Here is a 12,553-nt window from a genome sequence, read left to right on the forward strand (position 1 = left end):
ACAGATTATGCATGATTACCAAGCACCCGCGGATCTTCTGAAAGACCGTATCGTCATGGTTACCGGCGCCGGAAGCGGCATTGGCAGGGCCGCCGCCAAAGCCTATGCCGCCCATGGTGCGACGGTCGTACTCGTGGGCCGCACTGTCAGCAAGCTGGAAACGGTTTACGACGAAATCGAGGCCGCGGGCCACCCGAAACCTGCCATTGTGCCGATGAACTTCGAAGGGGCGGCAGTCAAGGATTACGAAGAACTTGCGATGACCCTGGAAGATAATTTCGGCCAGTTGGACGGCCTGCTGCACAATGCCGCCATCCTGGGTGACCTGTGCCCGGTGGAGCTGTACGACCCGGAAACCTGGAACAAGGTGATGCACGTAAATACCACGGCGCCCTTTCTCCTGAGCCGGGCGATGATTCCCCTGTTGCGCAAATCCGGCGATGCCTCGGTGATCTTCACCTCCTCCAGCGTCGGCCGGAAAGCAAGGGCCTACTGGGGCGCTTACGCGGTCTCCAAGTTTGCGGTAGAGGGCCTCAGCCAGTTGTTGTCCGACGAACTGGATGACGAACGCCACAATGTACGGGTAAACAGTCTTAACCCGGGCGCCACCCGTACCAGCATGAGAGCCCGTGCCTATCCGGCGGAGAATCCACGGAAGAACCCTGCACCGGAAGACCTGATGCCGGCTTACCTGTACCTCATGGGCAGGGACAGCCAGGGCGTTAACGGCCAGAAACTGGACGCACAGCCGAAATAATGGAACTGCTTTTTTACACGACATCTCAATGCCATCTGTGCGAACTGGCCGAAGCCCTGCTTGTAAATACGCCCATGCCGGAACCCATACCGGTAGACGTGGTGGACATTGCCCAGTCCGAGGAGCTGGTGGAACGCTACGGTACCCGGATCCCGGTACTGCGCCGTAACGACACCGGCGAGGAACTGAACTGGCCGTTTACCAGGGATGAATTACTGACATTCCTGCAATGAGGACTGCCTGACATGTTGATGGTTATTTCCCCTGCCAAGACATTGGATTACGAAAGCCCACTGGCGACAGACAAGGTCAGCCAGCCGGATTTTCTTGACCACGCCTGTGAGCTGGTGGACCAGCTCAAGGAACTGGAGCCGCACCAGATCAGCAACCTGATGAACATCAGCGACAAGCTGGGCCAACTGAACGCCGGGCGCTACCGGAACTGGCACACGCCGTTTACGCCCGAGAACGCCCGCCAGGCCCTACTGGCTTTCAAGGGCGACGTGTACACCGGCCTGAACGCCGAAAGCTTCAGTGAGCAGGATTTCGAGTTCGCCCAGCAACACCTGCGCATACTCTCAGGCCTGTACGGGGTACTGAAACCTCTGGACCTGATGCAGCCCTATCGCCTGGAAATGGGTACCCGGTTCGAGAACAGCCGTGGCAAGGATCTCTATACGTTCTGGGGTAGCAGGATCACAGATGAACTCAACCGCCTGCTGGCAGACGACGACAGCGTACTGGTGAACCTTGCCTCCAACGAGTATTTCAAAAGCATAAGGAAAAAAGATCTTGAAGGCCGGCTGATCACCCCCCAATTCAAGGACTGGAAGAATGGTCAGTACAAGATGATCAGCTTCTACGCCAAGAAAGCCCGCGGCCAGATGTGTCGGTTTGCCATCCAGAACCGAATCACACACGCCGACGACCTCAAGGGGTTCAACCTCGAAGGCTACCACTTCAGCGAAGACCAATCCGATAAGAACAACTGGGTTTTCCTGCGGGATGAACAATAGGGAGTCAATCTGAGACTTCCTGATCCACGTTAATATCGGAGTAAACAATGAACGAAGCAGTGTTTTCCCAGATCGCCATGCTGGTGTTTCTGACCGGCCTGATTGTCTGGATGGGTTTCATCGTCTGGGATCTGGCCAAGAAATCACAGGCCGGAAAATTCGGCACCATTGCCCTGTTTACCGTACTGGGCGCCGGTGTTGTGGGCTTTATCGTTAAAACCGTACTCGTAGAGATCGTACAAATATGAAAGACAAGGACCAGCCCTGATGTGGTTTCGCAACGCTCGCGTATTCCGTTTTACCAAACCGTTTGATATCTCCGCCGAAGAGCTGGAAGAAAAGCTCCGGGAGGACGCCTTCAAGCCCTGCGGTCCCCAGGAAACCAGCCGCCAGGGTTGGGTGCCGCCGCTGGGCAAGCATGGTGAGCTGCTGGTTCACAGCGCCAACGGCTACCATCTGATTGCCCTGCGCAAGGAAGAGAAGATTCTGCCCGGCCCGGTGGTCAAGGAAGCGGTTGAAGAAAAAGCAGAAGCCATTGAATTCGAGCAGGGCCGCAAAGTTCGCCGCAAGGAAAAGGACGAGATCAAGGAACAGGTGATGCTGGAGATGCTACCGCAGGCCTTCTCCAGGAATCGCCGCTGTTTTGCCTATCTCGCACCACAGGACGGTGTGCTGGTCGTTGACGCCGGCTCCGCGAAACAGGCCGAAGACCTGGCCTCGGCCCTGCGCAAATGCCTGGGTTCGCTGCCGGTGCGCCCACCGGCCGTGGAGCAGGCACCCGCCTTCACCTTTACCGGCTGGCTGAACGAATCCATTGATTTACCCGGCACAGTGGTTCTGGGCAGTGAATGCGAACTGAAAGATCCGTCCGAGGACGGCGGCGTGGTGCGCTGCAAAGGCCTGGACCTGAAAGCGGACGAAATCCGCAATCATCTGGACGCCGGCATGCAGGTTACCAAACTGTCCCTCACCTGGGATGACAACGTCTCGTTCGTACTGGATGAGGAACTGGGCATCCGCCGCCTGAAATTCGGCGAAACCCTCCAGGATCAGCTCGAAGACGTCGATGCGGACGACTCGGCTGCCAAGTTCGACGCAGCCTTCACCCTGATGACCCTGGAGCTGTCCAGACTGATTCCGGGACTGCTGGAAGCCCTGGGCGGCGAAGACCGCTCCGCGATTGTCGAAGAGTAGAAGCCTGAAAACGGGGTCAGATGAAAACGGGGTCAGATGAAAAGTTCATCTGACCCCGTTTTCATCTGACCCCACCTTCTGGCGCTCTTAGTGGGCGCTCTTTCCCAACCGCTCCCGCTGCCAGTCCTTTTCCGGTTCATTCAGAACCAGCCGCAGATCCATCACTTCCTCTTCCGTGTTGAACTTGATCTCGAAACCCAGATGCTCCGCCAGTTGCAGCATCGGGCGGTTGTCCGGCAGCACGTTCCCCACCATTTCCATGGTGCCCCGGGCTCGGCAGTAGTCGATCATTTTCTGCATCAGAGCAATGCCCAGGCCTTCACCCTTCATTTTGTCGTGCACCATCACCGCAAACTCGCATTGCAGGTTGTCGGCGTCGGTCCATGTTCGCACGGTTCCAAGGGTTTCCTCACCCTCGCCGTCTTCCTTTGGCGCGTTGGCGATGAACACCATTTCCCGGTCGTAATCGATCTGCACCATCTGGGCCACGTCTTCCCGGGAGAAGTGCTTGCGGTACTGGAAGAACCGGTAGCGGATGGATTCAGGCGACTGCAACTCATGGAAGGCCCGGTGAGCAGGCTCATCCTCGGCCAGTACCGGCCGGATAATCACCCGCCGGCCGGATTTCGGCAGCACAATCCACTCTTCAAGCTCTCTGGGGTAAGGCTGGATAATGGGCCGGCCGGGCTTGTCCGCCAGGTCGACGGCGATATTCACGGCTACCGCCCCCTGTTCGTTAAACAGCAAGGGCGCGATCTCCAGGCCCTGAATCTCCGGAATGTCGATCACAATCTGGGACAGTGTCACCAGGGTTTCAGAGACCGCCCGGATATCCTCCTCCGGCTTCAGGCTGTGCTCCTTGAGCAGTTTGTACATATAGGTGCGGCGCAGGAGCTCCCTTGCCAGCACCATGTTCAGGGGCGGCAAAGCGATCTGGCGGTCGGTCATCACGTTGATCTGGGCACCGGCGGCACCACAGACCACCAGTGGACCGAAAAGGGCGTCCCGGGTGATGCCAACACTGAACTCGATACCACCCACATGCTGGTAGGAACGCTGCACCGCAAACCCAAGAAAGCCACTGTCCGGGAAGTGACGCTGATATTCCTCCATCAGGTAGCGGCAGGAATCCATGATGGCCGCTTCGCTGTTAAGCTTTTGCACCGTGCCTTTGTATCGACGCTGGGTAGGGCTCAGGTTCAGAAACGGGTGGCAGGCCTGCTCATGAACGATGGTAATGTCGATAGGGCGCCGCTCAACCGCAAACACCTCCAGTACTTCCTCCATGTCATCGCAGTACATGGTGTCAATGGTGCTGATCCCATAGTCCCGAACAAGATCACGGGCTTCGCGGTTGGACAAGTGGTAGCGCCCCGAACGCAATGCATTCATGACTACCTTGCGGGTATGTGTCCTGTCGGCAAAATGGTCGGTGAACGATTCGGGGGTTTCTGTCAGCAGCCGCTGAACCCGCTGGTGACGAACATGTTGCATGAACGCCACTACGGCTTTTTCCGGGTTGAAGAACGACGGCAGCCCGGCCCGGTAGAACTCTTCCCGGGCGTCCATCACCGTACTCTGGCCCAGCCAGCAGGTGAACACATTCAGGCGGGTACCCTTGCACGCCTGAACCACCGCATCGGCGATCTGAAGACTGTCCTCGGTTAGACTGGGAGCATACATCACCAGCACATTAGCCACTTCCGGATCCTTGGCCAGGATCTTGATGGCCTTGCCGTACAACTCCGGGGAGGCATCGTAGTTGAGGTCGATAGGATTCTTGCGAGTCCAGTAAGGTGGTAGCAGCTTGGCCAGGGCTTCAATACTGGAATCCGATAATTCCGCCAGTTCACCGCCCAGATCCGCCAGCCGGTCCACGGCCAATACACCCGGACCAACACCGTTGGCCATAATGGCCAGACTTTCCCGACGCAAAGGACGCATACGGGTCAGCGTCTCCAGCGCATCAAACATCTGCCCGAGGCCGTCCACCCGAAGCACACCGGCGCGCTGCAGCATGGCATCATAGATCGGGTCACTGCGTTTGAGCCCGGCCGGTAATTCATGGGGGAACCACTCGGATTCCGGCACCCGGCCGGACTTCACCGCAATCACCGGTTTGGTACGCGAAGCCACCCGGACGGCTGACATGAAACGTCGGGCGTTGGGAATATTTTCGATATGCAGGAGAATAGCTCGGGTCAGGGTGTCCTGTGCGAGGTAATCGATCAGATCGTCGTGATCAATGTCCATGCCGTCGCCGAGGGTGAGAAAATAGGAAAACCCGACCCCCCGGGCGAACGCCCAGTCGATGACCGAACTGGCAATGGTGCCGGACTGGCCGACGAAGGCCACCCGGCCCGGGATCACCCCCATGTGGGCATAGGTAGCGTTTAGACTGCGGGCCGGAACCATCAGGCCGATGGTGTTGGGGCCAAGAACCCGGATGCCGGTCTCGCGGGCTGCTTCCCGCACGGAATACATCAGGGGCTGACCGGTTTTGCTGTGGGTGCGGGACATGCCACCGGTCATCACGATGGCGGTGCGTACCCCGGCCTCACCCAGCCGCTTTATGGTCTTGGCGACGGTGTCCGGCGGAGTACAAATGATCGCCAGGTCCGGCGAAAACCCCATTCTCGAGACTTTTTTGACGCACGGCACCCCATGGACGTTCTCGTAATCGTTCTGGTTAACCACCAGCAAACGCCCGGGATAACCGCCCCCCATCAGGTTCCTTAATACCATGCCGCCAAGGTTGTCCGCCCGCTCCGACGCACCGATCACCGCAATGGATGCGGGGTTGAACAGGTTTTCCAGATACCGGGTGCTCAAGCTGACTCTCCTTCTTGTCCGGCCGCGGCCAGTCGGGTAATAAATGTAATAAAACAGGTTACTTATGAGCGTAGCCCTTATCTTAGGCCGTGATCCGCCGATGTGAAATGACTATCTCCCCTATAAGACCAAAGAAACACGGCACCCTGCGGTTTTCCCTGATAAGCTTGGAAAAAATATAAGCATATTGAAGGCAGCCCGAGACCTATGACCACGGCATTCTTTTCCCACGATGACTTCATGAGGCACAACATGGGGCCCGAGCATCCGGAAAGCCCGGAGCGGCTTGCGGCTATCATCAGCTACCTCGCCGATACCGGCCTGGACCAGAAGCTCGACTGGGTTCGTCCTGAAGAGATTACCCGTGACCAGTTACTGACTGTGCACCCGGAGAACTACCTGCACCAGCTTGACCTGATGCAACCTACCCGGGGCCGGGTGTTTACCGACCCGGACACCGCCATGATGCCTGACACTCTTCGAGCCGCCCGCCTGGCAGCCGGTGCCAATGTCCAGGCCGTGGATATGGTGATGAGCAGCCAGGTGACCAATGCCTTTGTCTGCGCCCGCCCGCCTGGTCATCATGCCGAGCGAGCCAAGTCCATGGGATTCTGCTTCTATAACAACATCGCCCTGGCGGCTATGCGCGCCCTCACCTTCCACCATCTCGAACGGGTCGCAATCATCGATTTTGATGTGCACCAGGGCAACGGCACGGTGGACGTTGTCAGTGGTGATGAACGGATCCTGATGTGCTCCAGCTTCCAGCACCCCTTCTACCCACACTCCCACGTGCACCGGCAAGCGGAAAATATCGTGAACATTCCGATTGAGGCAAACTGTCCCCCAGAGGAGTACCGGAAGCGGGTTGAAGCCGGCTGGCTGAAGCGGCTGAACGACTTCAAACCCCAGTTGATCCTTATTTCGGCAGGCTTTGACGCCCACCGGCTGGACCCGATGGCAGAACTGAATCTGGATACCGAAGACTACCGCTGGCTGACGGAAATAATTGTGGGCGTTGCCCATGAACACAGCAACGACCGGATCATTTCAACGTTGGAAGGCGGGTACCACCTGCGTGCTCTGGCAGAGAGTGTAAACGCCCATCTCGAAGTGCTCAATTCAGTTTACTGATCCCGGCTATCCCCGGGGATCCCCGCCGTAGCCGTTGGCTTGTTGCAGTTCCGGCTGGTCACCGGCCCGCTGCAGGCGAATGTTGGTTCGGCGATTGTCCGCCGGGCGGTTTGATACCGGGTACTGATCACCATGGGCCCTGACAGTAATCATGTTTTCATCAAGCCCCCGGGCCTTGAGGTAATCCGCCACCACATTGGCACGATCTTCCGAGAGGGCCCGGTTGTTGATCCGGCTGCCAATACTGTCACTATGGCCATCCACGAAAATCCGTTCCACTGTCGAATCCGCAATCACATAGGTCACGATATTGTCCAACAATTTCCTGTCCCGATCCGATAACTGGGTGCTGCCGCTGGCAAACGGAATGCGTGAGCGGCGGATCTGGTCAAAATTCACTGGCAGGAGGTTGGTAGTACAACGCTGATATCGCTGATACTCGCCGGAAAAATTGATGTTGGAGACATGCACCCGCACCGGCCGGCCGTCAAACCAGGACTCCCGGGTAACCGTAGGGCGCATGCCATCAAGCAGGCCGCGGGCCAGAACAAAGGCCAGGCGGGTATCCAGAGTGACCTGGCGGCGATCATCCGAGACATCGACGGTTCCCAAGGGCCGCGGCGCTGCGCCCGGGCGCCAGGATGGCGCTTCTGCTACCAGGCTACCCCGCCCCGGGCGCATCAGCGGCGCTTCGGATTCCAGAAAGAACGACAGGTTTTCGCCGGCGCGATGATAGAAAACCGCCCGCCCATAACCGGGCACCTCGTGCACCAGGCGACATTCGAAAACCGACTCGGCCAGGTACCACTGGCTATTTTCAATACCCGCACCGTAGCTCGCAGCCTGGCCACTCGTGGGCAAAAACACACTGAAAAGGCAGGCGGCCAGTACAGTCATCGGATTGTGGCGGGGGCGGAATCCCATATCGGTTGCCGTCGGTTTCAGGGAGTTAAGAGGCTTTGAGTATTTAACGGCCCTTGTCCGAGTTTCTTTAGCGTCCAGACGAAAACAATCGCCGGCACCTTCTGATATAATGCGGCAAATTTTTTCAGGGCCCTTTTGTTCAACTTATTCAACTTTTTCAACCCCGGCCTTGCCAATGTCTCAGCCCCGACTTCGCCAAAGGTATTGCGGACAACTACCATGACCGACCAGCTTACAATTACCCGCCCCGACGACTGGCATCTCCATGTCCGGGACGGTGATATCCTGAGGGACGTAGTGCCCGCCACCGCAGCCTGCTTCGGACGGGCCATCATTATGCCCAACCTGGTACCACCGGTAACAACCGCCGCGGATGCCACCGCCTACCGGGACCGGATTCTCGTGGCCGCCAGCGGCACCGGCTTTGAACCACTGATGACCCTGTACCTGACCGAAAGCACTACCCCGGAAACCATCCGGGAGGCCAAAGCCGCTGGCATCGTGGCCGCAAAGCTCTACCCGGCCGGCGCTACCACCAATTCGGCCTCCGGCGTGAAGGACATCCGGAACATCTACCCGGTACTGGAAGCCATGACCGACTGCGGCATGCTGCTTCTGGTGCATGGCGAGGTGACCGATGCCGATATCGACATTTTCGACCGGGAGAAGGTTTTTCTGGAGCGGGTGCTGGCCCCGACTCTGGAAGCATTCCAGAACCTCAGAATGGTACTTGAACACATCACCACAGCCGATTCGGCAGAGTTTGTAAGACAGCACAGCGGTGATAACCTGGGCGCCACCCTGACGCCCCAGCATCTGATGTACAACCGTAACCACATGCTTGTAGGTGGCATTCGCCCACACCTTTACTGCCTGCCAATCCTCAAGCGCAACCGCCATCAGCAGGCCCTGCGGGACGCCGTAGCCAGCGGCGACCAACGCTTCTTCCTGGGAACAGATTCCGCGCCCCACGCCAAAGATCGCAAGGAAACGGCCTGCGGCTGTGCCGGATGTTACTCCGCTCACGGCGCCATCGGCCTGTACGCCGGCATCTTCGAAGAATTGGGCATTCTCGACAAACTCGAGGCCTTCGCGAGCTTCAACGGCGCCGATTTCTATGGCCTGCCACGCAACACAGACACCATCACCCTGGTTCGTAAACCCTGGACCATGCCCAGTGAACTGCCCCTGGCTGGGGGCACCATTGTGCCGCTGAACGCGGGTGAAACTGTTCACTGGCGGCTGGCGTAAACATAGCTGATTCCTTCTCACACACGGCCAAGACCGGAGCTTGAGTGACTGACGAAAACAAACCACCGCACCCTATGTCCCGCCGTTTCCGCGGCTTTCTGCCCGTTGTTGTCGATGTGGAAACCGCCGGTTTCAACGCCGAGCGAGACGCGTTACTGGAAGTGGCGGCCGTTATCCTGACCATGGACGACGACGGCTGGTTGCGCCGTACCGAGACCCACGTGCAGCAGATTGACCCCTTTGAAGGCGCCAACCTGGAGCAGTCCGCCCTGGACTTTACCGGTATTGACCCCTGGAATCCGGAACGGGAAGCGGTGCCCGAGCGGGAAGGCCTGAGCGAAATCTTCAACCCGATCCGTAAGGCCGTCAAAAACCACGACTGCAAACGGGCAGTTCTGGTTGGCCACAACGCCACCTTTGACCACAACTTCATCTTCGCAGCCGCACTGCGTTCCGATATCCGGCGCAATCCGTTCCATCCCTTTTCAACCTTCGACACAGCGACCCTCGCGGGCCTCGCCTACGGCCATACCGTACTGGCCCAGGCCTGCAAGCTGGCCGGTATTCCGTTCAGTAACAAGGAGGCCCACTCAGCCGCCTACGATGCCGAAAAAACGGCGGACCTGTTCTGCGCTATCGTGAATCGCTGGAAGGAACTGGGCGGCTTCCCGCCTCCCCTGATTCCGGAAGAGACCGGGTAACAGCCACAAAAAACCCGCCGAGGCGGGTTTTTTGTTTCGTGGCATATCCGATTACCAGTAAATGCCTCGCATGATGGCAGCAAAGGCTACCTGCTCGGAAGACACCCTGGGTCGCTCGCCGGATTTGCTGCCCGCGGCAGACGGTGAATCCGGGAACATCCGGTAACCCGTGTTCATGACGATCTCGCCCATCTTCGGCGCCAGAGCATGCAGCACCTGGGCAAAGATGCCCAGACGGGTCGCAATGCGCTTCGGCCGATAAACAATGGCATCGGTCACCATAGCCGCTGCTTCATCCGGCGACAGCGTTGGCACCGAATCATAGATCTTTGTTGGTGCGATCATCGGCGTTTTTACCAGCGGCATGTTAATGGTGGTGAAGGTTACGTTGCGGTCAGACCACTCAGAGGCGGCACAACGACTGAACGCATCCAGCGCGGACTTTGAGGCGACGTAGGCGGAGAACCTGGGTGCGTTAGTCAGCACACCGATGGAAGAAATGTTCACCACGTGGCCGCGGCGACGCTCCAGCATCTTGGGTGCAAAGCCCATGATCAGGCGCACAGAGCCGAAATAGTTCAGTTGCATGGTGCGCTCAAAGTCATGGAAACGGTCGAAGGACAGGTCCAGTGAGCGGCGGATGGAGCGGCCGGCGTTGTTTATTAGCACATCGACATGACCGTGGTTATCCAGAACGGTTTTCACGAACTCATCGCAGGCTTCCATATCCGAGAAATCGCACGGATACGCATGCACACTGGCACCACGGGACTCCAGTTCCGCCGTTACTTCATTCAGGCGCTCCAGTTTGCGGGCGCCGATAACGAGGATGGCACCTGCGTCAGCCAGTTTCTGGGCCGTGGCCAGACCGATACCGGAGGTTGCACCGGTAACCACACAAACGCGGCCTTCAACTGTGCCCCGCAGTGTGCGGTCCTTGAACAGGTCCGGATCCAGGTTGCGCTCCCAGTAATCCCAGATAACCGGTGCGTAATCCGGCAGGCGGGGCACTGCAATGCCGGTGTCTTTCAGAGCACGCTCGGTTTCGCGGGCATCAAAACGGGTCGGGTAGTTGATAAAGGACATCACTGAAGGCGGAATGCCCATATCGTCCAGAACCGCTGCTGTCAGCCTTTTCACCGGCGGCAGGTTCTTCAGACTCTGACGGATGAATGGCGGAATAAAGCCGAACATACGGGAATCGATACGCATGCCCATTTTGGGGGCGTGACCCGCCTCGCTGAAGATATTGAGAATCTCACCCACCTTGTACGGGTCTGAATCCACCAGGTGGAAGCACTTGCCGTCTTCACCCTCAAGGTGGGCGATATGGTCCATGGCCTTGACCACGAAATCCACCGGCACGATGTTCAGCCGGCCGCCTTCAATGCCAATGGTGGGAACCCACTGGGGCAGTGCGTGGCGGATTTTCTGGATCATCTTGAAAAAGTAATAGGGGCCGTCCACTTTGTCCATTTCGCCGGTGGCGGAATGACCGATGACCATGCCCGGACGGTAGATGCGGAACGGCACCCTGCACTCTTCGCGCACGACCTTCTCAGACTCGTGCTTGGTGCGCAGGTACGGATGGTCCAGTTTCTCCGCTTCCTCGAACATGTCCTCACGGAAAATGCCCTTGAACAGACCGGCCGCCGCGATGGAGGATACATGATGGAAATGCTTCGCACCCATGGCTTCAGCAGCATTGACCGCAGCCCGGGTGCCCTCAATGTTGGTTGCCCGCTGGGCCTCTTCACCGGCACCCATGTCGTACACCGCCGCCAGGTGGAAGAAATGATCAACCTGCCCTTTAAGGGCATTGAGCGCCTTGGCATCGATACCCAGATTTTTACGGGTCAGGTCGCCAATAACAGCCTTTACCTGGGTTTCGTCAGCGCCCCAGCGCTCACGCAGCTGCTCGAGTTTACCCCGGGACTGCTCACGCACCAGCACATGCACAGTGCCCCCGCGTGCCAGCAGCTTCTCTACGAGAAATCGGCCAATAAATCCGGTGCCACCGGTCAGGAAATAATTCATCAATCGTCCACCCTGCTTGTTGCTCAGTTGTTGTCTATCCATGCCGGCCCCCATACGACTAAAGTCTTAGGTTAATCCGGAAACGCCGGCATTGTACTTAATTGCAACCTTCATGTACCGAACTTTTTTAGAGCTTTTACTCTGCAAGCCTTTGTTTTTAATAGAGCCATTACTCTAACTTTTCGCGCCAGAGCCTTTACCAGAGCCTTTAAAAGGCGTGTACGGTTCACCGACACAATGCTTTTGAGACTAGCACAGGAATGGCCGCCTGCCTGCCCAATTGCGGGATTACCACAAAGCAATGAAACACCCCGCCAGCAATGACATAATCGGGAACTTATCGCGCCTTTTGGCATCTTCCCATTTCACAGAAAAACCGACCGCCGGAATCCCGATCATGCAAAAAGACAACCCCAACGCGGAACGCTACATTTCCATTGCCCGAGCCTGCCTGAAGGCCATTAACGATACCGCCGGAAACGCCGGGGCCCGCGAGCAGAAAATTCAGGCGGTTTACGAAGCCATCGACAGCGCCTTTCGGGCCGAGTTTTCCGGTTACCGCCAGTCCCTTGTCATTATGGCAACCGTCCTTGAGCGCATTGCCTCCGGTCAGCTCGATGGTGAGAAGGCCGCTGATCTGGCTCGTAAGACCCTCGACCAGCAGCCGGAAAGTACCCGCAAAGCGCTGATGCACTGAACCCAGAACA

Annotated in this window: 12 protein-coding genes; 9 read left to right on the forward strand and 3 right to left on the reverse strand. The window is 57.8% G+C overall.

What is annotated here, in order from left to right; genetic code table 11:
• The first annotated feature begins 7 nt into the window (after positions 1 to 7).
• From QPL96_RS15880 to rdgC, 5 genes are read left to right on the forward strand one after another with little or no spacing between them, the layout of a single operon-like run.
• Entirely contained in the window at positions 8 to 757 is a 750-nt protein-coding gene (locus tag QPL96_RS15880) for a YciK family oxidoreductase (RefSeq protein WP_303288287.1), read from the forward strand.
• Positions 757 to 990 (forward strand): glutaredoxin family protein, encoded by a 234-nt coding sequence (locus QPL96_RS15885; RefSeq protein ID WP_303288288.1) that lies wholly within the window; start codon positions 757 to 759, stop codon positions 988 to 990. The genes QPL96_RS15880 and QPL96_RS15885 overlap by 1 nt, the downstream gene beginning before the upstream one ends.
• A 12-nt stretch (positions 991 to 1,002) precedes the next feature.
• Positions 1,003 to 1,773: a peroxide stress protein YaaA gene (gene yaaA, locus QPL96_RS15890; RefSeq protein WP_303288289.1), complete on the forward strand. Its 771-nt coding sequence runs from the start codon at positions 1,003 to 1,005 to the stop codon at positions 1,771 to 1,773.
• Between the two features lie 47 nt (positions 1,774 to 1,820).
• A complete protein-coding gene (locus tag QPL96_RS15895; protein ID WP_303288290.1) occupies positions 1,821 to 2,021 on the forward strand; it encodes a DUF2788 domain-containing protein in 201 nt (66 codons plus the stop codon).
• Between the two features lie 19 nt (positions 2,022 to 2,040).
• Positions 2,041 to 2,967 carry a recombination-associated protein RdgC gene (gene rdgC, locus QPL96_RS15900; protein ID WP_303288291.1) on the forward strand — a complete coding sequence of 309 codons (927 nt, stop codon included), beginning with the start codon at positions 2,041 to 2,043 and terminating at the stop codon, positions 2,965 to 2,967.
• 87 nt (positions 2,968 to 3,054) lie between these two features.
• On the opposite strand, the gene QPL96_RS15905 is transcribed toward rdgC, so the two are convergent.
• On the reverse strand, positions 3,055 to 5,799 hold the full coding sequence (locus QPL96_RS15905; RefSeq protein WP_303288292.1) for a GNAT family N-acetyltransferase: 2,745 nt from the start codon (positions 5,797 to 5,799) through the stop codon (positions 3,055 to 3,057).
• A 207-nt stretch (positions 5,800 to 6,006) separates the two neighbouring features.
• On the opposite strand from QPL96_RS15905, the gene QPL96_RS15910 reads away from it, so the two are divergent.
• Positions 6,007 to 6,933, forward strand: a complete 927-nt coding sequence (locus QPL96_RS15910; RefSeq protein WP_303288293.1) for a histone deacetylase family protein — start codon at positions 6,007 to 6,009, stop codon at positions 6,931 to 6,933.
• Positions 6,934 to 6,939: 6 nt separating this feature from the next.
• Here the strand turns inward: QPL96_RS15910 and QPL96_RS15915 are convergent, their stop codons facing one another.
• On the reverse strand, positions 6,940 to 7,857 hold the full coding sequence (locus tag QPL96_RS15915; protein WP_303288294.1) for an OmpA family protein: 918 nt from the start codon (positions 7,855 to 7,857) through the stop codon (positions 6,940 to 6,942).
• A 219-nt stretch (positions 7,858 to 8,076) separates the two neighbouring features.
• Here QPL96_RS15915 and pyrC point away from each other — a divergent pair, with 219 nt between their 5' ends.
• Complete coding sequence (gene pyrC / locus QPL96_RS15920; protein WP_303288295.1) at positions 8,077 to 9,108, forward strand: dihydroorotase; 1,032 nt, start codon at positions 8,077 to 8,079, stop codon at positions 9,106 to 9,108.
• Positions 9,109 to 9,152: 44 nt separating this feature from the next.
• Positions 9,153 to 9,809: a ribonuclease T gene (gene rnt, locus QPL96_RS15925; protein ID WP_303288296.1), complete on the forward strand. Its 657-nt coding sequence runs from the start codon at positions 9,153 to 9,155 to the stop codon at positions 9,807 to 9,809.
• A gap of 51 nt (positions 9,810 to 9,860) precedes the next feature.
• On the opposite strand, the gene QPL96_RS15930 is transcribed toward rnt, so the two are convergent.
• Positions 9,861 to 11,846 carry an SDR family oxidoreductase gene (locus QPL96_RS15930; RefSeq protein WP_368388921.1) on the reverse strand — a complete coding sequence of 662 codons (1,986 nt, stop codon included), beginning with the start codon at positions 11,844 to 11,846 and terminating at the stop codon, positions 9,861 to 9,863.
• 397 nt (positions 11,847 to 12,243) lie between these two features.
• Between QPL96_RS15930 and QPL96_RS15935 the strand changes: the two genes are divergently transcribed.
• Positions 12,244 to 12,543: a hypothetical protein gene (locus QPL96_RS15935; protein WP_303288298.1), complete on the forward strand. Its 300-nt coding sequence runs from the start codon at positions 12,244 to 12,246 to the stop codon at positions 12,541 to 12,543.
• The last annotated feature ends 10 nt before the right edge of the window (positions 12,544 to 12,553 follow it).

This window comes from Marinobacter sp. SS8-8 (assembly GCF_030540945.1).
Classification (GTDB): Bacteria; Pseudomonadota; Gammaproteobacteria; order Pseudomonadales; family Oleiphilaceae; genus Marinobacter.

What these genes read in the sequence shown, in the direction of transcription:
- rdgC (WP_303288291.1), top strand. Translation starts at nt 2,041, where the DNA reads ATGTGGTTTCGCAACGCTCGCGTATTCCGTTTTACCAAACCGTTTGAT.
- QPL96_RS15930 (WP_368388921.1), bottom strand. Translation starts at nt 11,846, where the DNA reads ATGAATTATTTCCTGACCGGTGGCACCGGATTTATTGGCCGATTTCTC.
- yaaA (WP_303288289.1), top strand. Translation starts at nt 1,003, where the DNA reads ATGTTGATGGTTATTTCCCCTGCCAAGACATTGGATTACGAAAGCCCA.
- QPL96_RS15910 (WP_303288293.1), top strand. Translation starts at nt 6,007, where the DNA reads ATGACCACGGCATTCTTTTCCCACGATGACTTCATGAGGCACAACATG.
- QPL96_RS15915 (WP_303288294.1), bottom strand. Translation starts at nt 7,857, where the DNA reads ATGGGATTCCGCCCCCGCCACAATCCGATGACTGTACTGGCCGCCTGC.
- QPL96_RS15895 (WP_303288290.1), top strand. Translation starts at nt 1,821, where the DNA reads ATGAACGAAGCAGTGTTTTCCCAGATCGCCATGCTGGTGTTTCTGACC.
- pyrC (WP_303288295.1), top strand. Translation starts at nt 8,077, where the DNA reads ATGACCGACCAGCTTACAATTACCCGCCCCGACGACTGGCATCTCCAT.
- QPL96_RS15880 (WP_303288287.1), top strand. Translation starts at nt 8, where the DNA reads ATGCATGATTACCAAGCACCCGCGGATCTTCTGAAAGACCGTATCGTC.
- QPL96_RS15935 (WP_303288298.1), top strand. Translation starts at nt 12,244, where the DNA reads ATGCAAAAAGACAACCCCAACGCGGAACGCTACATTTCCATTGCCCGA.
- QPL96_RS15885 (WP_303288288.1), top strand. Translation starts at nt 757, where the DNA reads ATGGAACTGCTTTTTTACACGACATCTCAATGCCATCTGTGCGAACTG.